23 protein-coding genes and 1 pseudogene are annotated in these 24,921 nt (G+C 59.9%); 6 read left to right on the top strand and 18 right to left on the bottom strand.

Features of this window, described 5'->3' with window-relative positions:
• Positions 1 to 12 precede the first annotated feature (12 nt).
• Positions 13 to 489, top strand: a complete 477-nt coding sequence (locus tag RRF55_RS09210; RefSeq protein ID WP_004189338.1) for a GNAT family N-acetyltransferase — start codon at positions 13 to 15, stop codon at positions 487 to 489.
• Between the two features lie 49 nt (positions 490 to 538).
• Here RRF55_RS09210 and pckA read toward each other — a convergent pair whose 3' ends face one another.
• Positions 539 to 2,182, bottom strand: coding sequence for a phosphoenolpyruvate carboxykinase (ATP) (pckA, locus tag RRF55_RS09205; RefSeq protein ID WP_004148802.1), 1,644 nt, complete (start codon positions 2,180 to 2,182; stop codon positions 539 to 541).
• Between the two features lie 283 nt (positions 2,183 to 2,465).
• On the opposite strand from pckA, the gene RRF55_RS09200 reads away from it, so the two are divergent.
• On the top strand, positions 2,466 to 3,359 hold the full coding sequence (locus RRF55_RS09200) for a LysR substrate-binding domain-containing protein (RefSeq protein WP_002910720.1): 894 nt from the start codon (positions 2,466 to 2,468) through the stop codon (positions 3,357 to 3,359).
• 5 nt (positions 3,360 to 3,364) lie between these two features.
• Here RRF55_RS09200 and RRF55_RS09195 read toward each other — a convergent pair whose 3' ends face one another.
• The 5 genes from RRF55_RS09195 to RRF55_RS09175 all read right to left on the bottom strand — a co-directional run bounded on the left by RRF55_RS09195 (position 3,365) and on the right by RRF55_RS09175 (position 8,331).
• On the bottom strand, positions 3,365 to 4,084 hold the full coding sequence (locus RRF55_RS09195) for an ABC transporter ATP-binding protein (RefSeq protein WP_004175491.1): 720 nt from the start codon (positions 4,082 to 4,084) through the stop codon (positions 3,365 to 3,367).
• A complete protein-coding gene (locus tag RRF55_RS09190; RefSeq protein WP_004148803.1) occupies positions 4,081 to 4,956 on the bottom strand; it encodes an ABC transporter ATP-binding protein in 876 nt (291 codons plus the stop codon). Before RRF55_RS09190 ends, RRF55_RS09195 begins: the two co-directional genes overlap by 4 nt.
• Entirely contained in the window at positions 4,953 to 6,239 is a 1,287-nt protein-coding gene (gene livM / locus RRF55_RS09185) for a high-affinity branched-chain amino acid ABC transporter permease LivM (protein WP_021440350.1), read from the bottom strand. Before livM ends, RRF55_RS09190 begins: the two co-directional genes overlap by 4 nt.
• Positions 6,240 to 6,248: 9 nt before the next feature.
• The gene (locus tag RRF55_RS09180) at positions 6,249 to 7,163 is read right to left on the bottom strand and encodes an ABC transporter permease subunit (RefSeq protein ID WP_004175489.1); all 915 of its coding nucleotides are present in this window, start codon (positions 7,161 to 7,163) and stop codon (positions 6,249 to 6,251) included.
• Between the two features lie 109 nt (positions 7,164 to 7,272).
• Positions 7,273 to 8,331 carry a branched-chain amino acid ABC transporter substrate-binding protein gene (locus tag RRF55_RS09175; protein ID WP_004189329.1) on the bottom strand — a complete coding sequence of 353 codons (1,059 nt, stop codon included), beginning with the start codon at positions 8,329 to 8,331 and terminating at the stop codon, positions 7,273 to 7,275.
• Positions 8,332 to 8,620: 289 nt separating this feature from the next.
• Here RRF55_RS09175 and RRF55_RS09170 point away from each other — a divergent pair, with 289 nt between their 5' ends.
• Positions 8,621 to 8,767, top strand: a complete 147-nt coding sequence (locus RRF55_RS09170; RefSeq protein WP_004225356.1) for a hypothetical protein — start codon at positions 8,621 to 8,623, stop codon at positions 8,765 to 8,767.
• Positions 8,768 to 8,818: 51 nt separating this feature from the next.
• Here RRF55_RS09170 and pflB read toward each other — a convergent pair whose 3' ends face one another.
• The 5 genes from pflB to tdcA all read right to left on the bottom strand — a co-directional run bounded on the left by pflB (position 8,819) and on the right by tdcA (position 15,759).
• A complete protein-coding gene (gene pflB / locus RRF55_RS09165; RefSeq protein WP_064153304.1) occupies positions 8,819 to 11,113 on the bottom strand; it encodes a formate C-acetyltransferase in 2,295 nt (764 codons plus the stop codon).
• A gap of 28 nt (positions 11,114 to 11,141) precedes the next feature.
• Positions 11,142 to 12,350 carry a propionate kinase gene (tdcD, locus tag RRF55_RS09160; RefSeq protein WP_002910759.1) on the bottom strand — a complete coding sequence of 403 codons (1,209 nt, stop codon included), beginning with the start codon at positions 12,348 to 12,350 and terminating at the stop codon, positions 11,142 to 11,144.
• A gap of 27 nt (positions 12,351 to 12,377) precedes the next feature.
• Positions 12,378 to 13,709 carry a threonine/serine transporter TdcC gene (gene tdcC, locus RRF55_RS09155; RefSeq protein WP_004145486.1) on the bottom strand — a complete coding sequence of 444 codons (1,332 nt, stop codon included), beginning with the start codon at positions 13,707 to 13,709 and terminating at the stop codon, positions 12,378 to 12,380.
• Between the two features lie 25 nt (positions 13,710 to 13,734).
• Positions 13,735 to 14,724, bottom strand: a complete 990-nt coding sequence (tdcB, locus tag RRF55_RS09150; RefSeq protein WP_002910762.1) for a bifunctional threonine ammonia-lyase/L-serine ammonia-lyase TdcB — start codon at positions 14,722 to 14,724, stop codon at positions 13,735 to 13,737.
• A 93-nt stretch (positions 14,725 to 14,817) separates the two neighbouring features.
• Complete coding sequence (gene tdcA, locus RRF55_RS09145; RefSeq protein ID WP_002910764.1) at positions 14,818 to 15,759, bottom strand: transcriptional regulator TdcA; 942 nt, start codon at positions 15,757 to 15,759, stop codon at positions 14,818 to 14,820.
• Between the two features lie 176 nt (positions 15,760 to 15,935).
• On the opposite strand from tdcA, the gene RRF55_RS09140 reads away from it, so the two are divergent.
• Both RRF55_RS09140 and RRF55_RS09135 read left to right on the top strand, forming a co-directional pair.
• Positions 15,936 to 16,079, top strand: a complete 144-nt coding sequence (locus RRF55_RS09140) for a hypothetical protein (RefSeq protein WP_004219597.1) — start codon at positions 15,936 to 15,938, stop codon at positions 16,077 to 16,079.
• Between the two features lie 297 nt (positions 16,080 to 16,376).
• Positions 16,377 to 16,499, top strand: coding sequence for a nitrilotriacetate monooxygenase (locus RRF55_RS09135; RefSeq protein WP_004145488.1), 123 nt, complete (start codon positions 16,377 to 16,379; stop codon positions 16,497 to 16,499).
• A gap of 37 nt (positions 16,500 to 16,536) precedes the next feature.
• Here RRF55_RS09135 and RRF55_RS09130 read toward each other — a convergent pair whose 3' ends face one another.
• The 7 genes and pseudogenes from RRF55_RS09130 to RRF55_RS09100 all read right to left on the bottom strand — a co-directional run.
• Positions 16,537 to 17,337, bottom strand: coding sequence for a phosphate/phosphite/phosphonate ABC transporter substrate-binding protein (locus RRF55_RS09130; RefSeq protein ID WP_016531139.1), 801 nt, complete (start codon positions 17,335 to 17,337; stop codon positions 16,537 to 16,539).
• On the bottom strand, positions 17,330 to 18,316 hold the full coding sequence (locus tag RRF55_RS09125; RefSeq protein ID WP_439419119.1) for a fatty acid desaturase: 987 nt from the start codon (positions 18,314 to 18,316) through the stop codon (positions 17,330 to 17,332). The genes RRF55_RS09130 and RRF55_RS09125 overlap by 8 nt, the downstream gene beginning before the upstream one ends.
• 438 nt (positions 18,317 to 18,754) lie before the next feature.
• The gene (locus RRF55_RS09120; protein WP_032415180.1) at positions 18,755 to 19,501 is read right to left on the bottom strand and encodes a proteasome-type protease; all 747 of its coding nucleotides are present in this window, start codon (positions 19,499 to 19,501) and stop codon (positions 18,755 to 18,757) included.
• A gap of 16 nt (positions 19,502 to 19,517) precedes the next feature.
• A complete protein-coding gene (locus RRF55_RS09115) occupies positions 19,518 to 20,333 on the bottom strand; it encodes a transglutaminase family protein (RefSeq protein ID WP_004145495.1) in 816 nt (271 codons plus the stop codon).
• Positions 20,330 to 21,259, bottom strand: coding sequence for an alpha-E domain-containing protein (locus RRF55_RS09110; protein WP_004184646.1), 930 nt, complete (start codon positions 21,257 to 21,259; stop codon positions 20,330 to 20,332). The genes RRF55_RS09115 and RRF55_RS09110 overlap by 4 nt, the downstream gene beginning before the upstream one ends.
• The gene (locus RRF55_RS09105) at positions 21,253 to 22,692 is read right to left on the bottom strand and encodes a circularly permuted type 2 ATP-grasp protein (protein ID WP_004180417.1); all 1,440 of its coding nucleotides are present in this window, start codon (positions 22,690 to 22,692) and stop codon (positions 21,253 to 21,255) included. The genes RRF55_RS09110 and RRF55_RS09105 overlap by 7 nt, the downstream gene beginning before the upstream one ends.
• A gap of 71 nt (positions 22,693 to 22,763) precedes the next feature.
• Positions 22,764 to 22,892 (bottom strand): annotated as a pseudogene (locus RRF55_RS09100) (biopolymer transporter TonB); the annotation flags it as partial.
• Between the two features lie 184 nt (positions 22,893 to 23,076).
• Here RRF55_RS09100 and RRF55_RS09095 point away from each other — a divergent pair.
• Positions 23,077 to 24,822 (top strand): alpha,alpha-trehalase, encoded by a 1,746-nt coding sequence (locus tag RRF55_RS09095; protein WP_032438235.1) that lies wholly within the window; start codon positions 23,077 to 23,079, stop codon positions 24,820 to 24,822.
• Positions 24,823 to 24,921: the final 99 nt, after the last annotated feature.

Genomic DNA, 24,921 nt, shown 5'->3' with positions numbered 1-24,921 from the left:
ACAGGACAACCCATGAGCATCACAATCCGCCAGGCCACCCCGGACGACGCCACCGCTATCTACGACATGATTTATGAACTCGCGGTCTACGAGAAAGCCCCCCAAGAGGTAGTGACGACGCCAGAGGAGATCAGAGAGACGCTGTTTGCCAGCGGCAGCAAAACCGAAGCGCTGATCTGCGAGGTGGCGGGCAAAGCGGTGGGCTACGCGGTGTTCTTCACCAGCTACTCCACCTGGCTTGGACGCAATGGTATCTATATGGAGGATCTGTACGTCACCCCCGACTATCGCGGGATCGGCGCCGGAAAAGCGCTGCTGAAAACCATCGCGCAATATGCTGTACAACGTCAGTGCGGGCGTCTGGAGTGGAGCGTGCTCGACTGGAACCAGCCGGCGATTGATTTCTATCTGAGCATTGGCGCGCAGCCGCAGGATGAGTGGGTGCGTTATCGCCTCACTGGCGATGCGCTGCGGGCCTTTGCGGAGTAAAGCGGCTCGCCAGCAGGTCGGCGCCAGGCGTCGACCTGCTGGCCGCGGATCAGGCTTCGACCGCGCTCTTCTGCAGCTGCGGACCGGCCAGCGCCAGACGCGCGCCCGCTTCGGTATCGCTGTACTGCTTGAAGTTATCCATAAACAGCTGAGCCAGGCTCTCGGCCTTCTCCTGCCATTTATCCGCTGAACTCCAGCCATTACGCGGATCCAGCACCGCGCTGTCTACCCCTGGAATGCTCTGCGGGATCGCAAGACCGAACACCGGGATGGTCTCCTCGCGCAGCGGGCCGGTAGTGCCGTTGAGGATCGCGCTAATGATGCTGCGGGTATCGCGCAGCGACAGGCGTTTGCCCTCGCCGTTCCAGCCGGTGTTGACCAGCCAGGCTTCGGCACCGGATTCCGCCATCTTCGCCGCCAGGACGCTGGCGTACTGGGTCGGGTGAAGCAGCAGGAACGCCGCGCCATAGCAGGCGGAGAAGGTCGGCGTCGGCTGGGTAATGCCGCGCTCGGTGCCCGCCAGCTTCGAGGTGAAACCCGACAGGAAATGGTACTGCATCTGCTCGGTGGTCAGACGGGAGACCGGCGGCAGAACGCCAAACGCATCGGCGGCAAGGAAAATCACCTTCGACGGATGGCCCGCGCGGGACACCGGCTTGACGATATTGTCGATATGCGACAGCGGATAGGAGACGCGGGTGTTTTCGGTTTTGCTGCCGTCGGCATAATCCACGCTGCCGTCAGCGCGCACCACCACGTTTTCCAGCAGCGCATTGCGGCGGATGGCGCCATAAATCTCCGGCTCCGCCTGCGGATCGAGATTGATGGTCTTAGCGTAGCAGCCGCCTTCGAAGTTAAACACGCCGTCATCGTCCCAACCGTGCTCGTCATCGCCAATCAGCTGACGATGCGGATCGGTCGACAGGGTGGTTTTCCCGGTCCCGGAGAGGCCGAAGAACAGCGCCACGTCCCCTGCTTCGCCACGGTTGGCCGAGCAGTGCATCGACGCGATGCCTTTCTGCGGCAGCAGGTAGTTCATGACCGAGAACAGCCCTTTCTTCATTTCGCCGCCGTACCAGGTACCGCCGATGAGCTGAATACGCTCGCTGAGATTAAAGGCGACAAAGTTCTCGGAGTTCATCCCCTGCGCCTGCCAGTTGGCATTGGTGCAGCCCGCGCCGTTGAGCACCACGAAGTCTGGCGTAAAGCTGGCCAGCTCGTCGGCGCTTGGCACGATAAACATGTTTTTGACAAAGTGGGCCTGCCACGCCACCTCGGTGACGAAGCGTACGCCAAGACGGGTGTCCGGGCTGGCGCCGCACCAGGCGTCGATGACGTACAGTTTTTTGCCGCTCAGCTGGCCCGCGACCAGGCTTTTCAGGCTGCGCCACACGTCTGGCGATAACGGCTTATTGTCATTACGGCCGAGGCCGGAGTCTGCCCACCAGACGGTGTCGCGAGTCTGTTCGTCGCGGACGATGTATTTATCGCGCGGCGAACGGCCGGTGAAGATCCCGGTATCAACAGCCACAGCGCCAGAGTCGGTCATCACGCCGCGGGCCGCGCCGGTCAGCTCAGGAGAGGTTTCATGTGCAATAAGCAAATCGTAATCAGGGTTGTAAAAGAATTCGCCGCTTGCATTAATCCCCAGCTCCTGCAGAGCCATTTTTACTGATTCAATTTGTTGTGACATGGAACTCCTGACAAACTATTTAAGGTAAGAGGCCTGGGTTATTCATTGCTTTCGTCATCGTCGCCGGCTATTTAATAAGATAAGTCCTGGACAATGAAATAAAGCAATAAATAACCGTGAGTCGCGATTTCATATCGTGCTCATGTAGGGTCGCCGATATGCATTCATAAATCTCAACTTTCCAAAAAATGTTAACACCTGTCGATAATTATGTTAATTGCATAGTTTCTATGCGCTATGCTAAAATTGCATAGCCTTTATTGCGTTTTTGAGGACTGGATCGGTGTTGGCAAATCTGGAAGTAAAATGGCTGTATGATGTGATTGCCCTTGAGGAGTCGCGCAGCTTTACCCTGGCGGCCAAAGCCCGCAACATCTCTCAGTCTTCGTTCAGTCGACGCATCCAGTCGCTGGAGGCTTCCCTCGGATTCAGCATCTTCGATCGTAGCGCCAACCCTCTGCAGCTGACCAACCGCGGGAAAATTTTTGTCGGCTATGCGCGAAATATGCTCGATGACATGGATTTTCAGATCAGCCGTATTAAAGGCTTAAATAACACTACCCAGAAAATAAGAATCGACGCCGCCCCTTCGCTGTCGGTGTTATTACTGCCGGAGATCATCGCCGGTTACACCGACCGTAAAAATAAGACTTTTCATGTTGAATCGATTAACGTCAACGACGCCGTATTTAACCTGAAAGAGGGAAAAAGCGATTTTATCCTCTCCTTCTATAATGAAGAATTAATGAACTATCCGTTTATTAATCATAAAATTTTTGATTCTTACCTGCACCTGGTCTCCCCCTGCGACGAACATGGCCGCCCGCTGTTTCATTTACATCGCGGCGTGCTGCCGCTGATGAAATACGCCAACGACAGCTATATGGGGCGCCAGGTGAACCAGGTGATCGACCGCACGCCGGAGATCACCTTCTCTCTCACCTTTGTCTCTTCCATGAGCGAGCTGCTCAAGCGCATGATCCTCAATGGCGACGGCGTGGGCTGGCTGCCGCAATACTCTATTCAGCGCGAGCTGGACGAAGGCCGGCTGACGATCCTCGATGAGAGCCTGTCGCTGCCGATCGGCGCCTGGCTCTACCGCTCCGGCTCGCGGCTTAACCAGGCCGCCGAACGTTTCTGGCAGCACATTAAAACCCGTAACGAACCGCGGGAATAACCCCCTCAGCCGCTGATCCCCAGATATGCCTTACGCACCTCCGGGTCGTTGAGCAGCGTCTGGCCGCTACCGCTCAGGCGGATCTGGCCGTTCACCATCACGTAGGCGCGGTCCGACAGGTTGAGGGCATGGCGGGCATTCTGCTCCACCAGAAACAGCGTCATCCCCTGAGCCGTCAGCTCGCGCAGGATCTGAAAAATCTGCTTCACCACCAGCGGCGCCAGCCCCAGGCTCGGCTCATCCAGCAGCAGCAGGCGCGGTCGGCTCATCAGCGCCCGGGCGATGGCCAGCATCTGCTGCTCGCCGCCGGAGAGGGTCATCGCCCGCTGTCCCCGCCGCTCTTCCAGCCGGGGGAACAGCTGGTACATTCGCGCCTTGTCCTCGGCCTGATAGCGGTTGCCAATGGCAATGGTCCCCATTAGCAGATTTTCCTCGACGGTCATATCGGGAAAGATGCGCCGCCCTTCCGGGGCCTGGGCGATGCCGTTGCTGGCGATAAAGTGGGTCGACTTCCGGCTGATCGCCTCCCCGCGATAGAAAATCTCCCCGCCGGCAATGCGCGGCTGGCCGAAGACCGACATCAGCAGCGTTGATTTACCGGCGCCGTTGGCGCCGATCAGCGCCACCGTCTCCCCCTCGTTGACGGTGAGGGAGACCTGCTTCAGGGCCTGGATCGGCCCGTAGAAGACATCCACCTCATTAAAGGCAAGCAAAGGCTGGCTCATCGGCGCGTCTCCTCTTCCTCAGCGCCAAGATAGGCGGCAATCACACTGGCGTTGGCCTGGATCGCCTGCGGCGCGCCGCGGGCGATGACGTCCCCGTGATCGAGGACGATGATATGATCCGAAATCTCCATCACCATCCCCATATCATGCTCGATCAGTAGCACCGTAATGCCGTGCTGCTGGCGCAGAAAGCGAATAATCCGGCTCAGCGCCTGGGTTTCCACCGGGTTGAGGCCGGCGGCCGGCTCGTCCAGACAGATCATCTCCGGACGGGTGCACATGGCGCGGGCGATCTCCAGCCGCCGCTGCTGTCCGTAGGAGAGGGTCCCCGCCAGACGGTTGGCGCAGTCCACCATCTCCACCACCTCCAGCCAGTAAAAAGCGCGATCCAGCGCCTGACTCTCCGCCTGCCGATACCCACGGGTATTGAGGATCCCGGCCAGCAGATGGCGGTTGACCTGGGTATGCTGGGCCACCAGCAGGTTCTCGATCACCGACATCTCGCGGAATAAACGTATATTCTGGAAGGTGCGCGCCAGGCCAGCGCGGTTCACCAGATGGGTGCCACCGAACATCTTGTAATAGATCCGCCTCCCCAGCTGCGCCGGGTGGAGAAAATCGTCCGGGTGAAGCTTCTGCCCCAGCACCTGAATAACATCGGTGACCTTTTCCCGCGCCCGCAGCACGATACTGCCCCCCGTCGCCCGATAAAAACCGGTCAGGCAGTTAAACACCGTGGTCTTGCCCGCGCCGTTGGGGCCGATCAGGGCGGTGATCGACCCCCGCTCCACCTCCAGATTGACATCATTCAGCGCTTTGATGCCGCCGAAATGCATCATCAGATGCTCAACGCGTAAGATGCTGTCGGTCATGGCGCGACTCCTTTTCGCAATGCAACCCCGCTGCGGCTGGTGCGCACCAGGCCGCGCGGCCGCCAGATCATCATCATCACCATCAGCACGCCGAACAGCAGCACCCGATATTCGTCAAAACCGCGCAGCAGCTCCGGGGTGACCGTCAGAACAAACGCCGCCAGTACCACTCCCAGGGTGGAGCCCATTCCCCCGAGCACCACAATCGCCAGGATCAGCGCCGACTCAAAAAAGGTGAACGACGTCGGGTTAACAAACCCCTGATAGCTGGCGAAGAACACCCCGGCGATGCCGGCCGTCGACGCGCCGAGCATAAACGCCGAGAGCTTCACCAGCACGTGGTTGAGCCCCATCGCCCGACAGGCGATCTCATCCTCGCGCAGCGCCTCCCAGGCGCGGCCGATGGGCATCCGCGTCAGGCGATGCTTCACCAGCAGCACCAGCATCACCACCAGACACAGCACGGCGTAGAGAAAGATGAATTTCAGGTTGGGGTTGTAGCTGACGTGGAAAAACTCATGGATGGGGATGCCGCCATCTTTCGCCCGGCGGGTAAACTCGAGGCCAAACAGCGTGGGGGATGGCACCGGTACGCCGTTAGGGCCGCCGGTGAAGCTCACCCAGTTGTTGAGCACCAGGCGGATAATTTCGCCAAAGCCGAGGGTGACGATGGCCAGATAGTCGCCATGCATACGCAGCACCGGAAAGCCCAGCAACGCCCCGGCGAGAGCCGCCATCACCGCCCCCAGCGGCAGCATCGCCCAGAAGCCAAGTCCCAGGTACTGGTAGCCCAGCGCCAGGCCGTAGGCGCCGATGGCGTAAAACGCCACATAGCCCAGATCGAGCAGGCCCGCGAGGCCCACCACAATATTCAACCCCAGGCCAAGCAGAACGTAGATCAGCCCAAGAATGGCCACGGTCAGCAGATATTTTGTGGCGAGAAACGGAAAGACAATGGCCAGCCCCACCAGCAGCGGTATTATCCAGCGCAGCCGCGAGCGGTAGCCCGGCGGCCGGACGTACACCCCGTCATCCGCCCCCTCAAAGTGGGCAATAAAGGCTTTTCCCCTGTGGCTCTGCAGCAGCAGACTGAGCGCCAGCCTGCCGGCCATCACCACCGCCACCAGAATCGCCACCCGCGCAGGCGCGAGGGTAAAACCATACCCTTTGAGCACCACGCCGACGATCGGGCCAAAGACAATTAACGCGCAAAGGCCGGCCAGTACGCTGTCGATCAGCGCGTTTTGGATAGCCCGCGCAGGCTGGCGCGTAATTTCACCCATAAAGCCTCCTTAGACCTTGGCCACCAGCGGACGTCCCAGCAGCCCCTGCGGGCGAAAAATCAGGATCGCCACCAGCAGCGCAAAGGAAAAGACATCTTTGTAATCCGAATTCACCAGCCCGGCGAACTGGGCTTCGGCCACCCCAAGCAGCAGACCACCCAGCATCGCGCCAGGCAGCGAGCCGATCCCGCCCAGCACCGCGGCGGTGAAGGCTTTGATGCCGATAATAAATCCGATATAGAAGTCGAAGGTGCCGTAGTTCATGGTCACCAGCACGCCGGCCAGACCGGCCATCGCCGCGCCGATGACAAACACCAGGGAGATCACCCGGTCGGTATTGATGCCAAGGATCGCCGCCATGCGCCGGTCCTGCTGGGTGGCGCGGCAGATGCGCCCCAGCCGGGTATACTGAATAATCCAGGTCAGGATAAGCATCCCCACCAGCGCCGCGACGAGAATAAACACCTTGGTCCAGGTGATCTGCACCACCCCATCGCCCACCGTCATGCGCAACGCGCCGCTAAGCAGCGTCGGGATCCCCTGCTGGTTCGGCCCCTGGCTCAGCTGGACATAGTTCTGCAGGATCAGCGACATCCCGATAGCCGAGATCAGCGGCGCCAGCCGCGTCGAGTTGCGCAGCGGCCGGTAGGCGATGCGCTCGATCGCCCAGCCGTATACGCCGGTGACCACGATGGTGAACACCAGGGTGGCGAAAATCAGCAGCGGAAAGGAGTGGATCCCGAAGAAAGAGAGCAGCGCCAGGCCGATGGCGCACAGGTAGGCGGAGACCATATACACCTCGCCGTGGGCGAAGTTGATCATGCCGATGATCCCATACACCATGGTGTAGCCGATGGCGATTAAGCCGTACACTGCGCCCAGCGTCAGCCCATTGATCAGTTGTTGCAGAAAAAACGCCGTCATAGCCCCTCCAGCCGCCAGGCAGACGGCCGCCGGGTTCCGTTCCCGGTCAACCGCCGTCATGTGACAATTCGCAAGTCAAAAGGACAGAGCGTCCTCAGGTCGTGGCCGATCAGAGCTGGTGATATTTGCCCTTGTCGTCCCACTGATAGACCACGTAGTCGGACACCTTGAGGTCGCCTTTGCCATCCCAGGCTTTCTTGCCCATCACCGTCTCGACGTCGTGGCTCTTCAGCCAGTCGCTGGCTTTGGCGTTATCGGTACCGACGGCGTTCCAGGCCGCGGCGATAGCCTGAATGGAGGCGTAGGCGTAGAGGGTATAACCTTCCGGCTCAAAGCCGCTGGCGCGGAACTTCTCGATCACCGCTTTGCCGTCGGGGAGGGTGCGCGGATCCTGACCAAAGGTCATCAGCACGCCGTTGGTGAACTGCGGCCCGCCGGCGGCGGTGACCAGCTCCTCGGTGACGATACAGTCGCCGGAGAAGAATTTGGCCTGCACCCCCTGCTCGCGCATCTGGCGCACCAGCGGGCCCGCTTCAGGATGGCAGCCGCCAAAGTAGACCACGTCCGGCTTGAGGGCGCCGATCTTGGTCACCAGGGCGTTAAAGTCTTTTTCACCGCGGGAAAGGCCTTCGTACAACACTTCTTTGGTACCCCGCTTCGCCAGCGCCGCGCGGGTGGCATCGGCCAGCCCCTGACCATAGGTGTCTTTATCGTGGATGACGGCGATTTTCTTCGCCTTCAGCACGTCCAGCATATAGTTGGCGGCGATCGCCCCCTGCTGATCGTCACGACCACACATGCGGAAGAGATCTTTCATGCCGCGCTCGGTGATCTGCGGGTTGGTCGAGCCGGGGGTAATGGTCAGGATCCCGGCTTCGTCATATACCTCGGAGGCCGGCATCGTTGAGGAAGAGCAAAAGTGCCCCACCACGGCGGAGACTTTCGCTTCATCCACCAGCCGGTTGGCCACCGCCACCGCCTGCTTCGGTTCGCACGCGTCATCCCCCTGCACCAGCACAATCTTTTCGCCTTTGATGCCGCCGGCGGCATTGATATCGGCCACCGCCTGCGAGGCCCCCTTCCAGTACTGGGCGCCGTAGGTGGCGTTGGGGCCGGTAAAGGGCCCGGCGACGCCGATCTTCACGTCTGCCTGGGCGTAAAAGGCCATGCTCATACAACCTGCTATCACAACATGAAGCGTCATTGTTTTCAGTTTCAAAGACATTCGGATATTCCTCAGCGATGTAAAGCCTGGCGTCATGGAATGACGCAGAAAATATCACTTACCGTGTGGTGCCGACGTTGGCGCAGCGCCAGGACGGCCAGGGTGGAAGAAGCAAAAATCCCGCCAGGAAGGAGTGGAACACCGGAGAACAGTCGCCCCGGTCGGTACGCACGCGACGGCAACCCGTGCCGCATCCGGCAAGGGCGCATTCCCTTTCAGGTCAGGAGATCGGTTGCCATCACGTGGCGAGCCGGACAACGCGGTATCCGTACCGGCCCGTGAGCTAAACATAGATGCAGTTAGCGGTCGCTGCGCGCCGGCGTGGTGCAAAAATGCGAATATGATCAACAGTGGTGATTATTTTGTTGCGGTAATGTGAAGATGATAACAGGAGAGCCCATTAAAGGCTCTCCTGTGGCCCGGTGGCCGCTCAGAGTTGGCTGGTGAACGTTCGGGAGATCACATCCTGCTGCTGTTCGCGGGTCAGCGCGTTAAAGCGGACCGCATAGCCGGAGACGCGGATCGTCAGATTCGGATACTGCTCCGGGTGTTCTATCGCATCGAGCAGCTTTTCCCGGTTCAGCACATTGACGTTGAGATGCTGTCCCCCCTCCACCGTCTCCTCGTGGTGGAAGTAGCCGTCCAGCAGGCCCACCAGGTTGTTTTCCTGCGCTGACGGGGCTTTGCCGAGCGCCGCCGGCACGATGGAGAAGGTATACGAGATGCCATCTTTGGCGTAGGTAAACGGCAGTTTCGCCACCGAGGTCAGCGACGCCACCGCCCCTTTCCGGTCGCGACCATGCATCGGATTGGCCCCCGGAGCGAACGGCGTCCCCGCCCGACGTCCGTCCGGGGTGTTGCCGGTTTTCTGGCCGTATACCACGTTGGAGGTGATGGTCAGGATCGACTGGGTCGGCACCGCCTGACGCCAGGTGGGGAGCGCCTGAATTTTGCGCATAAAGCGCTCCACCAGGTCGCAGGCAATGGCATCGACCCGATCGTCGTTGTTGCCGTACTGCGGATAGTCGCCTTCAATGACAAAGTCCACCGCCAGCCCGTGGTGATCGCGCACCGGCTTCACCCGGGCGTACTTTATCGCCGACAACGAATCCGCTGCCACCGACAGGCCGGCGATGCCGCAGGCCATCGTGCGGTAGACGTCGCGGTCGTGCAGGGCCATCAGCGCCGCCTCGTGGCTGTACTTATCATGCATGCAATGGATGATGTTCAGCGCGCTGATGTACTGCACCGCCAGCCAGTCCATAAAGTGGTCGAGGCTGGCCATCACGGTGTCGTAGTCCAGCACCTCATCACGCAGAGGGTCGGTTTTCGGCCCCACCTGGATCTTCAGTTTCTCATCCACCCCGCCGTTAATCGCGTAGAGCAGCGTTTTGGCGAGATTAGCGCGGGCGCCGAAGAACTGCATCTGCTTGCCGATCACCATCGGGCTGACGCAGCAGGCGATGGCGTAGTCGTCGCTGTGAAAATCGCTGCGCATCAGATCGTCGTTCTCATACTGCAGCGACGAGGTGGCGATAGAGACCCGGGCGGCATATTTTTTAAACGCCGCCGGCAGCGCTTGCGACCAGAGCACGGTCAGGTTCGGCTCCGGCGCCGGGCCCATGGTGTGCAGAGTATGCAGATAGCGGAAGGTGGTTTTGCTGACCAGGGTGCGACCATCCAGCCCCATGCCGCCCAGCACCTCCGTCGCCCAGATGGGATCCCCGGAGAACAGCGAATCAAATTCCGGGGTGCGCAGGAAACGCACCATGCGGATCTTCATGATGAAGTGATCAATGAGCTCCTGGGCCTGCTCCTCATTCAATAAACCGGCGCGCAGATCGCGTTCGATATAGATGTCGAGGAAGGTGGCCGTGCGCCCCAGCGACATGGCGCCGCCGTTCTGCGACTTCACCGCCGCCAGGTAGGCGAAGTAGAGCCACTGCACCGCCTCCCGGGCAGTGCGCGCCGGGTGAGAGATATCGCAGCCGTAGCGGGCCGCCATCTCCTGCATCTGCAGCAGCGCGCGCCGCTGTTCGGCCAGCTCCTCGCGCAGGCGCAGGGTGGCCTCCAGCGCCTCGCCGCGCTCAAGGGCCGGCTGCAGGTCGGCAAACTGCAGCTCACGTTCGCGGACCAGGTAGCGAATGCCGTACAGCGCCACGCGGCGGTAATCGCCGATGATCCGTCCGCGGCCATAGCCGTCCGGTAGCCCGGTCAGCACCCCGGATTTGCGGCAGCGCAGCATATCCGGGGAATAGACGTCAAAAACGCCCTGATTGTGGGTCTTACGCAGCGCCGTAAACTGATACTCAAAGTCAGGATCCATTTCGCGACCATAGGCCTCGAAGGCGCTTTTGATCATCTTGATGCCGCCAAAAGGATGCAGGGCGCGCTTCAGCGGCTGGTCCGTTTGCAGGCCGACGATCTTTTCCAGCGGCTGGTTGATATAGCCCGCCGCGTGGGCGGTGATGGAGGTGGCGACATTGGTGTCGAAATCCACCGGCGCATGGGTGGCGTTCTCGACGCGGATCCCGGCCATCACCTGCTCCCAGAGGGCGGTGGTCGCTGGCGTCGCGTCGGCGAGGAAAGACTCATCGCCCTCGTAAGGGGTGTAGTTATGCTGAATAAAGTCGCGAACGTCGATCTGCGTTTGCCACGCCGTACCGCGAAAGCCCAGCCAGGCGTCAGCGTATCGTACATCCTGGGTATCGATATCTACTTTCATGAACATCGTCTCTCTACAGAATAAAAAGTCAGGCCAGCGCCGCCGCGGTGTGGATCCGGCCTAAGCGGATCGCATCGAGGGCAATCATGCGCTCTTCATTGGTAGGAATAACCGCGCAGCGCACCCGGCTGCCGTCGGCGGAGATCAGGCGCTCGCCGGCCGAATTGGGCTGCTGATTGCGGGCGGCGTCCATCGCAAGGCCAAAGACCGCCAGCCGCTCGCTCACCAGTCGACGGATCAGCACCGAGTTCTCGCCAATCCCGCCGGTGAAAATAATGCCGTCGAGACGCTGCAGCGCCGCGGCGTGGCCGGCAATATGGCGGGCGATACGATGGACAAAGGTTTTAATCGCCAGGCGGGCGCGGGCATGGCCCTCATGCCACGCCTGCTCCAGCACCCGCAGGTCGGAGGAAAGACCGGAGATCCCCAGCAGGCCGGAGGCGGTGTTGGCTACCCGCTCCAGGTCGCTGAGGGTCTGCCGGGTTTCCCCGGCAATCCACGCCATGGCGCCGAAGTCGACATCACCGCTGCGGGTGCCCATCATCAGCCCCTCCAGCGGCGTCATCCCCATCGAGGTGTCCACGCTGCGGCCGTTACGCACCGCGCAGATCGAGGCGCCATTGCCCAGGTGGGCGATCACCAGGCCGCTCTCCTGCTCCGGCAACCCGAGCAGCGCCAGGGCGCGCTGGGACACATAGCGGTGCGAGGTGCCGTGGAAACCGTAGCGGCGTACCCCGAGATTCTGGTAATACTCCCACGGCAGACCATAGAGAAAAGCTTCCGGGGCCAGGGTCTGGTGAAAGCTGGTATCAAAGACCGCCACCTGCATCACCTCCGGGAACAGCCGCTGCGCCGAGGCGATGCCGCTGAGACTGGCGTAGTTATGCAGCGGGGCCAGGGACGATACCTGGCGAATGTTATTGATAACCTCCTCGCTAATAATGACCGACTCGGTGAACAGGTCGCCGCCGTGGGCGACGCGGTGGCCAATCAGGGCCACGCTGTCGATGAGGTCGCGTTGGGCTAATGCTCCGGCAATCGCCTGCAGGGCGCCTTCGTAGCCGCGCTGCGCCAGCGCCACCGGCTCGCCGCCGTTGAGCGAGAGAGACGCCCGTTCCGCGTTGATGCCCTCGGCCACGCCGTTGAGCAGGCAGTCGCAGCTGGCGGCGTCCAGGACGGAAAATTTGATCGACGACGAGCCGCAGTTAATCACCAGTACTACCGGAAATTCAGTCATGTTGTACTCCGCGTGGCCTGAGCCGGATTAGAACAGTTTGTAAGCAATGTTGAGGATGGTCAGCAGACCGATAGCGGTCACAAAGAGGTTGTCGAGACGGCCACGGTATTTGGCCAGCGAAGGCGCTTTACGAATGGCGTACATCGGCAGCAGGCACAGCAGCGAGGCGATAATCGGCGCGCCCATGGCCTCAATCAGGTCGAGGATATTGGGGTTGGCATACGCCACCACCCAGGTCGAGCCCATGATGAACACCATGCTCAGGGTATTGAGCTTGCCGCTGGAGACCCGGGTTTTATCCCCTTTATAGCCAAAGCGCAGGATCAGACCGTTCAGCCCTTCGAGCGTGCCGAGATAGTGGCCGAAAAACGATTTGAAGATGGCCACCAGGGCGATGATCGACGCGCCATACTCCAGCAGGGTGGCAAAGGTGGATTTGGTGCCCGACATCGAGGCAAAGTGGTTTGCCAGATAGGAGAGCACCGGGATATTCTGCGCCTTGGCGTCCGCCATGTTCTGCGGTGAGAGGGTAAACAGGCAGCTGAAGGCGAAGAACATCACCACCGCCACCATCAGCATGCTGGCCCGGGAGATGATCTGTGAGCATTTGCGTTCGGTATACTCGCGGCCAAACTGCGCTTCATACTCTTCGCGTTTGGAGACCACAAACGAGGAGACGATCGGCGAGAAGTTGAAGGAGAACACCATGATGGAGATGCCCAGCCATACCGTCACCAGAATGCCGTCGTGACCGGTTAAGGCGATATCGCTGAGGTTGACCTGGTCAATCACCGCGCTATTCCAGTAGGGGATCAGGGACAGGGAGATCACCACCAGGCTGGCGATAAACGGCCACACCAGATAGCTCATCACCTTGACCATCAGGTCTTTACCAAACCAGATGACAAACGCCATCAGCAGCAGCAGGAGCAGCGCCACCACCCCGCGGTTGAGAGCCGGCATCTGCAGCTGGTTCTCCCAGAAAGTCATAAAGGTATTGGTGATCGTGACGCCATAAATCCACAGCAGTGGGCAGATGGCGAAGAAGTACAGAAAGGTGATCACCACCCCGCCGGTTTTGCCAAAATGCTCTTCCACCGTTTCGGTGATATTGCCGGAGGGGTTAGCCCCCGACAGGCATAGCCGGGCCAGCGCCCGATGGCAATAAAAGGCGATGGGATAGGCCAGCACCAGCATCACCAGGATCGGGATCAGCCCGCCGAAGCCGGCGCGGATCGGGAAAAACAGCACCCCGGCGCCGATAGCGGTGCCAAACAGGCCCAGGGTCCAGGTGGTGTCAGATTTACGCCAGGACGAAAGGCTTGTCTGGCTGGATGCAATGCTCTCAGTCGTACTCATATCCTGTCCTCACTTATGTATTGAATTAAGCGTCAACAAAACCGGTAATTTGCGATACCCGGGAGAGATCGATATTGCCCCCGGAAATCAGGCTGACCGTTTTGCGGTTCTGGATATAGCTGTCGAGTTTGCCGCTTAATAACGCGGCGCAGGCTAACGCCCCGGCCCCTTCGGTGATCACTTTATTGCGCTGAATTAAGGCGACCATGCTCTGGCGAATGTCATCCTCACTCACCAGGACGATGTCATCCACCAGCTGGCGGGCGATTTCATAGGTCAGTTTCCCCGGGCGGGCGACGTCGCAACCATCGGCTAAGGTGCCGGCGTGACGATGGCTGGTGATTTCCCCGGCATACCAGGAGGCGGCCATGCCGTGAACATTCTCCGACTGCACGCCGATAATGCGGATTGTCGGGTTAATGGATTTAATCGCGATCGCGATACCGGCAATTAAGCCGCCGCCGCCAATGGGCACGATGACATTATCCACGTCATACAGATCTTCTAATATTTCGAGTCCAATAGTCCCCTGCCCGGCGATAACCTGCGGGTCGTCATAGGGGGGAATAAAAATGCGGCCCTCAAGTTCAACAATATCGCTGGCTTTGGCGAGGGTATCGTTAAAGTTATCGCCATGTAGCACCACTTCCGCCGAATAATCACAGGTGGCGGCAACTTTCGATTTCGGCGCCCCTTTCGGCATCACCACTTTCCCGTCAATGCCGAGCATGGCGCAGGAGAGCGAGACGCCCTGGGCGTGGTTGCCCGCTGAGCAGGCCACCACCCCTTTGCGTTTTTCCGCCGCGGTTAAACCGCACAGTTTATTAAAGGCGCCGCGAATTTTAAATGAACCCGTGCGCTGCATATTTTCGAATTTAAGAAATATTTCGCCCTGGCAGCGCTCGCTAAAATAATTCGAACGGGGCATGCCTGTTTTATATATTTTTCCCGCGAGGCGTTGTTTCGCTTCGAGAATATCGTCAATAGATACCGGAAGATCGTAGGTAATATGCATTATGGCCTCTGTATCTTAATATAAAGTCAATGACCGGGCGTCATCCTGCTGATAACAGCGAGGACGTGTGTTGGATTATTTAACGACTTTCAGTTACGCAATAATTTGTAATGGCTGCCAGTGGCGGTTGCCCTGCCCCGAGGAATAGTGTTTCGCCATCTCCACCAGCGACGCCGCGGCGGTTTTTAACCGGTAATTTTTCGACCATACCGCCGCATAGCGCGCCACCGGCAAGGCCTCTTTAATGGGGATGGTGACAAACTGGCTCGAGCCAAACGGCGTGGTCATGTCGCAGGGGATCACCGTCAGAAAATCGGCATTGAGCACCAGGTTATAGATCGTCACCACCGAATCGGTATTAACGATATTTTCACGGCGGATACCGCTGCGCTGCAGGGTGGTCAGCAGTTCGCTGTAGTAGCCCATATTGGTCTCCGGCAGCACCCACTGCTCGTGCTGGAGCGAGGCCAGGCGGACGGTGCCGTTGCCGATCCGCGCCCGGTTCGCCACCAGCACAAACTCAGACTCAAACAGCGGCTCGACGTGCAGGTCCTGCAGTTTCATCTCATCGCTCAGCGTCCCGATGGCGAAGTCGAGGCGCCCGTCGCGGATTGCCGGCAAAAAGGCGGAGAGCTGCGCCTCATACATCGAGACCCGCGCCTTGGGGAAAGTCATTTTAAACTGATGCACCATCTCCGACATAAAGGTAAACCCGACCAGCGAAGGGAAACCAAAGGAGACATCCACCACCGCGCTGTTGGTCAGAGCATTCATTTCATTGACCATATTTTTCATTTCACGGGTGATCGCTTCTGACCAGTTGAGAAATACCTGCCCGGCCTCGGTGAGCGAGACGCCGGTATTTCGCCGGACGATTAATTCGCTGCCAAAATAACTCTCCATGTCGCCAATAATTTTACTGACCGCCGGCTGAGTGAGTCCTAACGCTTTTGCTCCGGCCCCGATTGACCCGCTGCGGATCACTTCCTGGAAAACTACCAGATGCTGTGTTTTAGGCAGAGAAAAAGTATTCATCGCGTCTCACTTTCATTCCTTTGTTGACGGCGGAAAGTGTAACAAATCGCAATTGCCGGGTTATGTGAGAGCTCTCACAAAGGCTCCGCCGCGGCGGATAAGCAGGATCCACGAGCCAGAATAAGTAAAGTAAAATCAATATATTAAAAGCATCATGACCGCTATTTGCGCGCCTTTTGCCGTGGCCGAATGCGGGGATAAAAATAATTGATGGCGATAACATCGACGGCGAAATGGCGATAAAAAATACGCCTTTTGTACGTTATTCGACCCGCGCTATCAGGGTGAGAAGAAAGCCGAAAATTAAATTAATGCTGTAAAGAATAAAAAGCAGACGTAATAAACGCCATTATTTAACGACAAGCCGGTCGGGCATCACATTTTATCCCCGGCGGTTGGGGAAAATGCACGGTCATTATTTACACCAAAGAAACATTAAATTCACAATTTTTCTTTTGGGTCGCGATAGGCAGCGATCTTTTTTCCGCCATAGCACAGTTGGTCATACTTTGATTAAAATCAACCCTGGTAATTTATCTTTTACGACGGCCATTGGAGAGTCATTTGTGTTGCCGATCACAAATCCATAAAACAACGACCCGGCCTATCGTGAAGAGATGATCCCGCGGCTGCGCCAGCAGCTTAACGAGCAGCTGATGAGCGACCAGCTGGCTGTCGACCTGCTCTCTTCCTATCTGCGAATGGATCTCAGCGCCCAGCCGTGGGACCAGCCGCTATAGCCCGCCCCGGCGCAGATCGCTGGCCCGGGCATTTCGCCTATAGCTGGCTGACCCCCAGCGCCGCGGCCTCATCCCGCCACGCCAGCAGCGGCGCATAGGCCTCCCGCGACATATCGCTATAGCCGCAGATCAGCAAGGCGTCGCACAGGGAACGATAGCGATCATCGCTTACCAGCTGCTGGAGCGCCTCGCGCAGGCTATTCAGCGTTGCCGCTGGGGTGACGCCGGCGGTGATCAGCGGCAGCCCTGGCGCGGCCGGGCTCCAGCCGATCGCCACCAGGCCAGCCAGAGCCTGCGGCTGATAGCGCTGCAGCAGCGCGTAGGTCACGCAGTCGATGGCGGCGATATCGGCGTTTTCCTGCTGCAGTTCGCGCAGCGACTGCCGATGGCTGCCGCTGAACATCACCGCTGAAAAAAAACGCCCCTCCCGGGAGAGCGGCGCGACCATTTTACGCAGTACGTTGTAGCCGGACTGCGAGTGCTCGGCATTGCACACCGCCCGACGGCCCAAAAAGTCCCCCAGCATCCGGTGGCTATCCGCTTCGCGGACCACCAGCAGGCTGCGATAGCGGCGCCCTTCGCAACCGGGCGCAGCGTAGTGGAAGCAGCCCACCGTCTGCACCTCCGGCAATTGGGTCACCAGCGGGTAGCCACAGGTCTGGCTCAGCAACAGCGTCGGCTGGCGCCAGTGAGCCAGCAGATCCCCGGGGTCAGCCGCCGGAGGGTCCCCCGCCACCATCACGCCGCGTTCGGCCAACAGCGACTGCACCGCCTGCCACAGGGCCTGGGTCTGTTGACGGTGGATGGCATACATCGGAAAGGTCATGCGTTCAGCCATGTTCTCCTCCCGCCTGCGCCTGCTCGCCAAAGCCCGGATGGGCGTTCACCGCCACCGCCCGGCGGCTAAAATGGCGTCGCCACTCGCCGTACCCGCGCACCAGGAACTCCTGATTACGCTGCAGATACGCCGCCTGGCGATGCAGATACAGTTGACGTAAAGCGTACCAGGGGACCCCTGGCAGATCATGATGCACCGCATGGTAGTTGAGATTGAGGAACAGCGCCCGCCAGGGGAGCCCGGCCTCGTTGATCACCGAGCGGGCCAGCGGGTCATCCGCGGCGCGGTGTTCGAGAAAAGAGCGTACTTTGGTCAGGGCCAGCGCCGGGTAGCTCACCGCCAGCACAAACCACAGCGGAGAAAAACCCTGCGCCGCCATCCAGGTCAGCAGGCCCGTCAGCAGCAACAGATGCAGACTCCACATGGCGATAGCGCGGCGGTCGCCCTCGTGGAAAGCCCACAGCGCGCTGTTCAGGGTGTGAATAATATCCATCATCGGCGCCAGCAGCAGACGCCCCCAGAAGGTGTTGCGCAGGTGGATAAGGCGGCGCTGCCAGGCTGAGAAGCGCTGCCAGCTTTCCGCCGTTACGTAGTACGATTCGGGGTCATCCTCAGGGTGCGTCAGCAGATGGTTGCGATGGTGCGCCAGGTGGCTGTCGCGGTAGACGCCATAGGGATACCAGACCGCCAGCGGCAGCGTCCCCAACAGCTGGTTAAACCATGCCAGCCGGGTGGGATGCCCATGGATCAGCTCATGCTGTAAGGACATATACCAGGCGGTAAACCAGATCAACAGCAGCGTGGCCGGAAACAGTCCCAGCGTCCGCCAGCCCGCCACGCAGGCAAACCAGCCGCCGTAAACCGTCACAATCAGCAGCCAGGTCGGCAGCTCGCTGCGCCACAGCCAGCTGCGCGCCAGCTGGCGGATCAGGATGCGCTGTTGGTCATCCACATAGACAGCCGTCTTCTTTTCCGCCACTTCCGATACCTTGCCGTGTTGCCTCATTCCCTCCGAAGATGTGAGATAACACGTTAAATAACAAAGTATTTAATTGACTTAGCTTTGCCAAAAAGCGCGTTTGTGTTCAACAGGGCAAAGAGAATACCGTCCATGGCGCAACAGGTTGGCGGTGTTTAAACAGGTCCATCGCCCGGCGGCGCTGCGCTTGCCGGGCCTACGGGATAACCCCTCCCCGGGCCATCCAGGCCGGTGCAGTCGCAGCGCCGCCGGACAAGGACAGCGGCGTCGCTTTTGTGCCGGGCGGCGGCGACACCTTGCCCGGCCTACAATCCGTGCGGCCTGTCGTTAATTTATTTACCGCTGTTGCTGAAATTTTACCGCCAGGTCGAGGATACTAAAGGACTCCAGCGCCTTACCCGCCTTCGCGCCGACGATACCGGCGGAGCGTCACAGCGACTACTCCTCTTCCCGCTCCACTGGCGTCCAGGTCGGCAGAGTCTGGAAGGTGTGCAACAGCCCTTCGGACCACGCCTTGCGAATGCGGTTGAAGTAGGGATCGCTGTCGGTGATGCGATGCTGCCCGGCACTGCTGAAGCTGCCGCTGCGGTAGAGCAGCGTATCCAGCGGCAGGCCGACGGACAGATTACTGCGCAGCGTCGAATCAATGGAGATCAACGCGCAGCACATCGCCTGCTCCAGCGGCGTGTCGATGGTCAGCACCCGATCGATGATCGGTTTGCCGTATTTGCTTTCGCCAATCTGGAAATAAGGCGTGTCGCGGGTGGCTTCAATAAAGTTGCCCTCCGGATAAATATGGAACAGACGATGAGTTTCGCCGGCGATCTGGCCGCCAAGCAGCAGGTTGCAGTTGAAGTTGGTGTTACTGCAGGTCTGCTGGTTGCTGCTGTCGCGCTGGATCACCTCCAGCAGCGTTTTACCGATCAGCATCGCGGCGTCGTAGAGGGAAGTGACCTGCATCAGATTCGGCTCCTGCTGGGTACGGATGCGCGCGCTGAGCAGGCTTATCACGCTCTGGGTGGTGGCCAGATTGCCGGCGGATTGCAGCACCAGCACCCGTTCCCCCTCCTGATGGAAAACGTGCAGCTTTTTAAAAGTGGCAATATGGTCGACGCCCGCATTGGTGCGGGAGTCGGAAGCAAACACCAGTCCATCCGCCAGGCACATGGCCACACAGTAGGTCATTGCGGTTATTCCCGTATTATTGCTGCTGCGCCTGCTGGCTGTGTTCGCGCACTTCAGCGTTAGTTAACATAATCTCCCCGCCGCCGCCCAGCCGGGTGCCCCGTACCGGGCAGGCGTCGAGATAATCCAGCCCGGTCGCCAGCCGTAAATGCTGATTCAGGCGACGGGTATTATTGGTGATATCAAACGACAGCCAGCGGCCGTCGAGCCAGACTTCCGCCCAGGCGTGCATCGCCACATGCTGGGCGTTATTGCTGTAGACATAGCCGCTGACGTAGCGCGCCGGGATCTCCAGCGCGCGGCAGCAGGCGAGAAAAACATGGGTATGATCCTGGCACACCCCCTTCGCGCGGGCGAAGGCGTCGGCGGCGGAGTCCTGCACCTGGGTCGCGCCGGGGGAGTATGGCATTCTTAACAGCAGATCCGCCATCAGTTGATTCAGACTCTCTTCCGCCGCATCGGGACGATAGAGGCGCTGGGCAAACTCACGGATCGCCGTATCGGCGCGGGTTAGCGGCGTACAGCGCAGAAAAACCAGCGGCGACAGCAGCTCGGCCTCTTCATCACGCGTCTCCTCCCCTTCGTCGGCGATATCGACAATCCCGCTGGCGCGGATGGTGATCTCCTTGTGCGGGTTATCCAGCGTCAGCACATGCAGCACATTGCCCCAGCCGTCGGTAGTGGTCACCGCCGCGCCGTCCGGCAGGGTCAGCGTCCAGGCGGTGATCGTCTGCCGGGCGGTACTGCGTGGCGTCAGGCGCAGATACTGGGTGGAAAACTTCACTTCTTCATCGTAGCCATAGCGGGTGAGATGATCGATGACCAGTTTCATAAGGCCTCCAGGTAGGTTTGTCTGATGCTGTCGGACAGCGCGTTAATTCTCGCCAGCAGCCCGTTAAGGGTGGTCTGCAGGTCCGCCTGCGCCAGGTCGTCACGGGTGCTGAAGCGCAGGTCAACGTTGAGCTGATGGGCGAGGCGCAGCGGTTGATAGGAGCGGTCGTTGGCGATCTTCTCCAGCTCGCCCACCAGGTCGGCAATGCTGGCGCGCAGCGAACGCGGAATATCGTTGCGCAGGATCAGCAGCTCCATCACCGTTTCGCGACTGACCGGCTGGCGGTAGAGGCTGTTGTAGGCTTCGCGGGCGCTGACCGCATTGAGCAGGGTATCCAGCCGGTAGTATTCCCGCACCGGATCCGGGTCGTTGGTCAGCTGTTGATCCTTAATCAGCAGCAGCTGGGTGGTGGCGAAGGCGCGCTCAATCAGGGTGCCGATACCGATAAAGCTCAGCGCGTCGTTGCGCAGCAGCGTGCCTATCACCGCTCCGCGAAACAGATGCACCCGCTCTTTCACCCACTCAAAAAAGCCGTCGCTCCCCAGCTCGCCCAGCCCCTGCTGGCGCAGGCTTCGCAGCTCAATGCGGGTGGCATTGATGCTCTCCCACACTTCGGCCGACAGACTGCCGCGCACGGCGTGCGCATTGTTCCACGCCATCTCCACGCAGCTGTAAATACTGCAGGGGTTGTTGCCATCAAGGGCAAAAAAGTTGAGCAGATTGCTCATGGTAAAGCGGGCATGGCGCGCCTGAAACAACTCGTGGGTCATCGACAAATTCAGCGGCAGAGCCAGATCCCGCGACTGCTGGCTGTGACGGGGGATCATCGATAATTTCCAGGTCACGTCCAGCACCCGGGCGTAGCTCTCCGCCCGCTCGAGATAGCGGGCCATCCAGAACAGTTCACTCGCCGTACGACTTAGCATGATGCGTCATCCTCCATCACCCAGGTATCCTTGGTTCCGCCGCCCTGCGACGAGTTGACCACCAGCGACCCTTCGGTGAGGGCCACGCGGGTCAGGCCGCCGGGCACCAGCCGCATCTCCTGCCCGGACAGCACGTAGGGGCGTAAATCGATATGTCGCGGCGACAGCCCTTCATCAACGAAGGTGGGGCAGGTCGACAGCGCGAGGGTGTCCTGGGCGATATAGTTGGCCGGATTGGCCAGCAGGCGCTGGCGGAAGGCCTCCCGCTCCTCTTTGGTGGAACGCGGGCCGACCAGCATGCCGTAGCCCCCGGCGCCATGGACCTCCTTGACCACCATCAGCTCGAGATTGCTCAGCACGTAGCGCAGGTCCTCCGCTTTACGGCACTGCCAGGTGGGGATATTGCTGAGGATCGGTTGTTCGCCGAGGTAAAAGCGGATCATCTCCGGGACGTACGGATAGATTGATTTGTCGTCAGCCACCCCGGTGCCGATGGCGTTGGCCAGCACTACGCCGCCGGCGCGATAGACGGACAGCAGCCCCGGGACGCCGAGCATCGAATCGGCGCGGAAGGCCAGCGGGTCGAGCCAGGCGTCGTCGATGCGGCGATAAATCACATCCACCCGCCGCGGCCCCTCGGTGGTGCGCATATACACCGCGCCGTTTTTAATAAACAGATCGGCGCTCTCCACCAGCTCGACCCCCATCTGCTGCGCCAGGAAGCTGTGCTCGAAGTAGGCGCTGTTGAAGCGACCCGGGGTCATCACCACGACGCAGGGATCATCCACCAGCGAGCTTTCGCGCAGGGTCTGCAGGAGGTAGCTTGGGTAGCGCTCCACCGGCGCAATGTGATGCTGCTCGAACATCTCCGGATAGAGGCGCATCATCATCTTACGGTTTTCGAGCATGTAGGAGACGCCGGACGGCGTGCGCAGATTATCCTCCAGCACGTAGTACTGACCGTCGTTATTGCGCACCATATCGACGCCGGTGATATGGGCATAGGTATTGTTTGGCAGGTTGATGCCCTGCATGCACGGCTGATACTGCTCGTTGGCCAGCACCTGCTCGGCCGGGATCAGCCCTGCGCGCAGGATATTCTGCTCATGATAGATGTCATAGAGGAAGGCGTTCAGCGCTTTCACCCGCTGGCGTATGCCGCGGTCAATGCGCTGCCACTCCCCGGCGGGTATGATCCGCGGCACGCTGTCAAACGGGATCAGCCGCTCGGTTCCCTCATCCTCGCCGTACACGTTAAAGGTGATGCCGATACGGTGAAAAAGCAGTTCCGCTTGCGCTTTTTTCTGCCGGATAGAGAATTGATCGGTGTTGCGAAACCATTGCCACCAGGCATTATAGTGCGGCCGCTGTTCACCCTGCGCGGTCAGCATCTCGTCATAATAATGCCCGTCAGGTAGCGTAATTTTAATCATGGCTATCCCCTCCGGTTGTACTCACTTTGTGGTAATCCCGATAAGAGATAAGCATTAATTATGCCAGGTCCTCTGCCGCCGCGGCGTTGTGCAAATCGGTTCAGCCCCGCCGTCTGGTTGTGCAAAAAATCGCCAAAACAGCCGCCCGCGCCCGGCGGCGGCTGCACCGTCGTGAGGCAGGGCGACGTTTTTTGCGCCATCGTGGACGCCAGCGCCCTCAGCCAGGCGGCCCAGCCCGCGGCGGTCTCAGGAGACCTGGCAGGTAAATCCTCTGTTTTCGCGCAAAATGTTACCCCTGACACGCGCAGCGGCAGATATTCGTCTAAGGTTTTTGGATGGCCAAACGTCGTGGCCCGCAGTCGATAATGATAAGGAGAACTCCCCATGACGAGTACTGATGCACGTCGTCCCGCTGCTTTGCCCTGTTCCCTGCGCCTGGCGATCGGCGGCGCTCTGATCGCCCTGATGAGCCTGAACGCTCAGGCGGAAGACGGCAAAACCGCGCCGCCCCCCTCGCCGGATATTCTGCTGGGCCCGCTGTTCAATGATGTCCAGAGCGCGAAACTGTTTTCTGATCAGAAAACGTTCGCTGACGCCATTCCGAACAGCGATCCGCTGATGATCCTTGCCGATTACCGGATGCAAAAAAACCAGGCCAGCTTCGACCTGCGCCACTTCGTCGAACTGAACTTCACGCTGCCGAAAGAGAACGACACCTATGTGCCGCCCAAAGGGCAAACTCTGCGTCAACATATCGATGGCCTGTGGCCGGTCCTGACCCGCAGCACCGTCGAGGTGGAAAAATGGGACTCGCTGCTGCCGCTGCCTAAGCCCTACGTGGTGCCCGGAGGACGTTTCCGCGAAGTCTATTACTGGGACAGCTATTTCACCATGCTGGGTCTTGCCGAAAGCGGTCACTGGGATAAAGTCGAGGATATGGTCGCCAACTTCGCCGCAGAAATTGACGCCTGGGGCCATATCCCCAACGGCAACCGCACCTATTATCTCAGCCGTTCGCAGCCCCCCTTCTTCTCCTTTATGGTGAGCCTGCTGGCGACGCACGATGGCGACCAGGTGCTGAAAACCTACCAGCCGCAGCTGGAGAAAGAGTATCGCTACTGGATGGCCGGAGCGGACGCGCTGGCTCCCGGCAGCGCCGACAAACGGGCGGTGCGGATGGCGGACGGCGCGCTGCTCAACCGCTACTGGGACGATAACGACACCCCGCGTCCCGAGTCCTGGCTTGACGACGTCAAAACTGCCAAAAGCAACCCGAATCGTCCGGCAACCGAGATCTATCGCGACCTGCGCTCCGCCGCCGCCTCCGGCTGGGATTTCAGCTCCCGCTGGATGGACAATCCGCAGCAGCTCGCCACCATTCGCACCACCTCGATTGTCCCGGTCGATCTCAATGCCCTGATGTTCCATCTGGAGAAAACCCTCGCCCGCGCCAGCAAGGCATCCGGGGACAGCGCTGGCGCTACGCAGTACGATGCGCTGGCTAACGCCCGCCAGCAGGCCATCGAGAAATACCTGTGGAATGATAAAGAGGGATGGTACGCCGACTACGATCTGAAAACCCACAAGGTGCGCAATCAACTGACCGCGGCGGCGCTGTTCCCGCTGTACGTCAATGCCGCGTCACGCGAGCGGGCGACGAAAGTGGCCGCCGCCGCCGAGTCGCGCCTGCTTAAACCCGGCGGGCTGACCACCACCACCGTCAACAGCGGCCAGCAGTGGGACGCCCCCAACGGCTGGGCGCCGCTGCAGTGGGTGGCGGTCGAGGGGCTGCAAAACTATGGTCAGCAGAAGATCGCCATGGAGGTCACCTGGCGCTTCCTGACCAACGTGCAGCATACCTATGACAGTAAGCAAAAGCTGGTGGAGAAGTATGACGTGAGCTCGACCGGCACCGGCGGCGGCGGCGGGGAATATCCGCTGCAGGACGGCTTTGGCTGGACCAACGGCGTCACCCTGAAGATGTTGGATCTGATCTGCCCGCAGGAGAAACCCTGCGATGCGCTGCCCGCTACCCGTCCGGCGACAACCCCTTCACCGCAGGACAAACCTGTTGCGGCGCCCGCGGCTAACGACCCCGCCCCTGCGGAACCGCAAAAGACCGGCTCCTGACGCTTCGCCGCCCCCTACCAAAATCGGTAGGGGGAAGCGGTCTCCCTGGTCACTACCGTCCCGTGCAGACCCATTCTGCGGCTCGCGGGAAACACTTCC

This window comes from Klebsiella sp. K47 (assembly GCF_051858335.1).
Lineage (GTDB): Bacteria > Pseudomonadota > Gammaproteobacteria > Enterobacterales > Enterobacteriaceae > Klebsiella > Klebsiella pneumoniae.
This window is presented reverse-complemented; position numbering and strand designations above follow the sequence as displayed.

Coding starts and splice junctions, on each gene's coding strand:
- RRF55_RS09210 (WP_004189338.1), top strand. CDS start 13: ATGAGCATCACAATCCGCCAGGCCACCCCGGACGACGCCACCGCTATC.
- pckA (WP_004148802.1), bottom strand. CDS start 2,182: ATGTCACAACAAATTGAATCAGTAAAAATGGCTCTGCAGGAGCTGGGG.
- RRF55_RS09195 (WP_004175491.1), bottom strand. CDS start 4,084: ATGAGCCAGCCTTTGCTTGCCTTTAATGAGGTGGATGTCTTCTACGGG.
- RRF55_RS09190 (WP_004148803.1), bottom strand. CDS start 4,956: ATGACCGACAGCATCTTACGCGTTGAGCATCTGATGATGCATTTCGGC.
- livM (WP_021440350.1), bottom strand. CDS start 6,239: ATGGGTGAAATTACGCGCCAGCCTGCGCGGGCTATCCAAAACGCGCTG.
- RRF55_RS09180 (WP_004175489.1), bottom strand. CDS start 7,163: ATGACGGCGTTTTTTCTGCAACAACTGATCAATGGGCTGACGCTGGGC.
- RRF55_RS09175 (WP_004189329.1), bottom strand. CDS start 8,331: ATGGCCTTTTACGCCCAGGCAGACGTGAAGATCGGCGTCGCCGGGCCC.
- pflB (WP_064153304.1), bottom strand. CDS start 11,113: ATGAAAGTAGATATCGATACCCAGGATGTACGATACGCTGACGCCTGG.
- tdcD (WP_002910759.1), bottom strand. CDS start 12,350: ATGACTGAATTTCCGGTAGTACTGGTGATTAACTGCGGCTCGTCGTCG.
- tdcC (WP_004145486.1), bottom strand. CDS start 13,709: ATGAGTACGACTGAGAGCATTGCATCCAGCCAGACAAGCCTTTCGTCC.
- tdcB (WP_002910762.1), bottom strand. CDS start 14,724: ATGCATATTACCTACGATCTTCCGGTATCTATTGACGATATTCTCGAA.
- tdcA (WP_002910764.1), bottom strand. CDS start 15,759: ATGAATACTTTTTCTCTGCCTAAAACACAGCATCTGGTAGTTTTCCAG.
- RRF55_RS09135 (WP_004145488.1), top strand. CDS start 16,377: ATGATCCCGCGGCTGCGCCAGCAGCTTAACGAGCAGCTGATGAGCGAC.
- RRF55_RS09130 (WP_016531139.1), bottom strand. CDS start 17,337: ATGGCTGAACGCATGACCTTTCCGATGTATGCCATCCACCGTCAACAG.
- RRF55_RS09120 (WP_032415180.1), bottom strand. CDS start 19,501: ATGACCTACTGTGTGGCCATGTGCCTGGCGGATGGACTGGTGTTTGCT.
- RRF55_RS09115 (WP_004145495.1), bottom strand. CDS start 20,333: ATGAAACTGGTCATCGATCATCTCACCCGCTATGGCTACGATGAAGAA.
- RRF55_RS09110 (WP_004184646.1), bottom strand. CDS start 21,259: ATGCTAAGTCGTACGGCGAGTGAACTGTTCTGGATGGCCCGCTATCTC.
- RRF55_RS09105 (WP_004180417.1), bottom strand. CDS start 22,692: ATGATTAAAATTACGCTACCTGACGGGCATTATTATGACGAGATGCTG.
- RRF55_RS09095 (WP_032438235.1), top strand. CDS start 23,077: ATGACGAGTACTGATGCACGTCGTCCCGCTGCTTTGCCCTGTTCCCTG.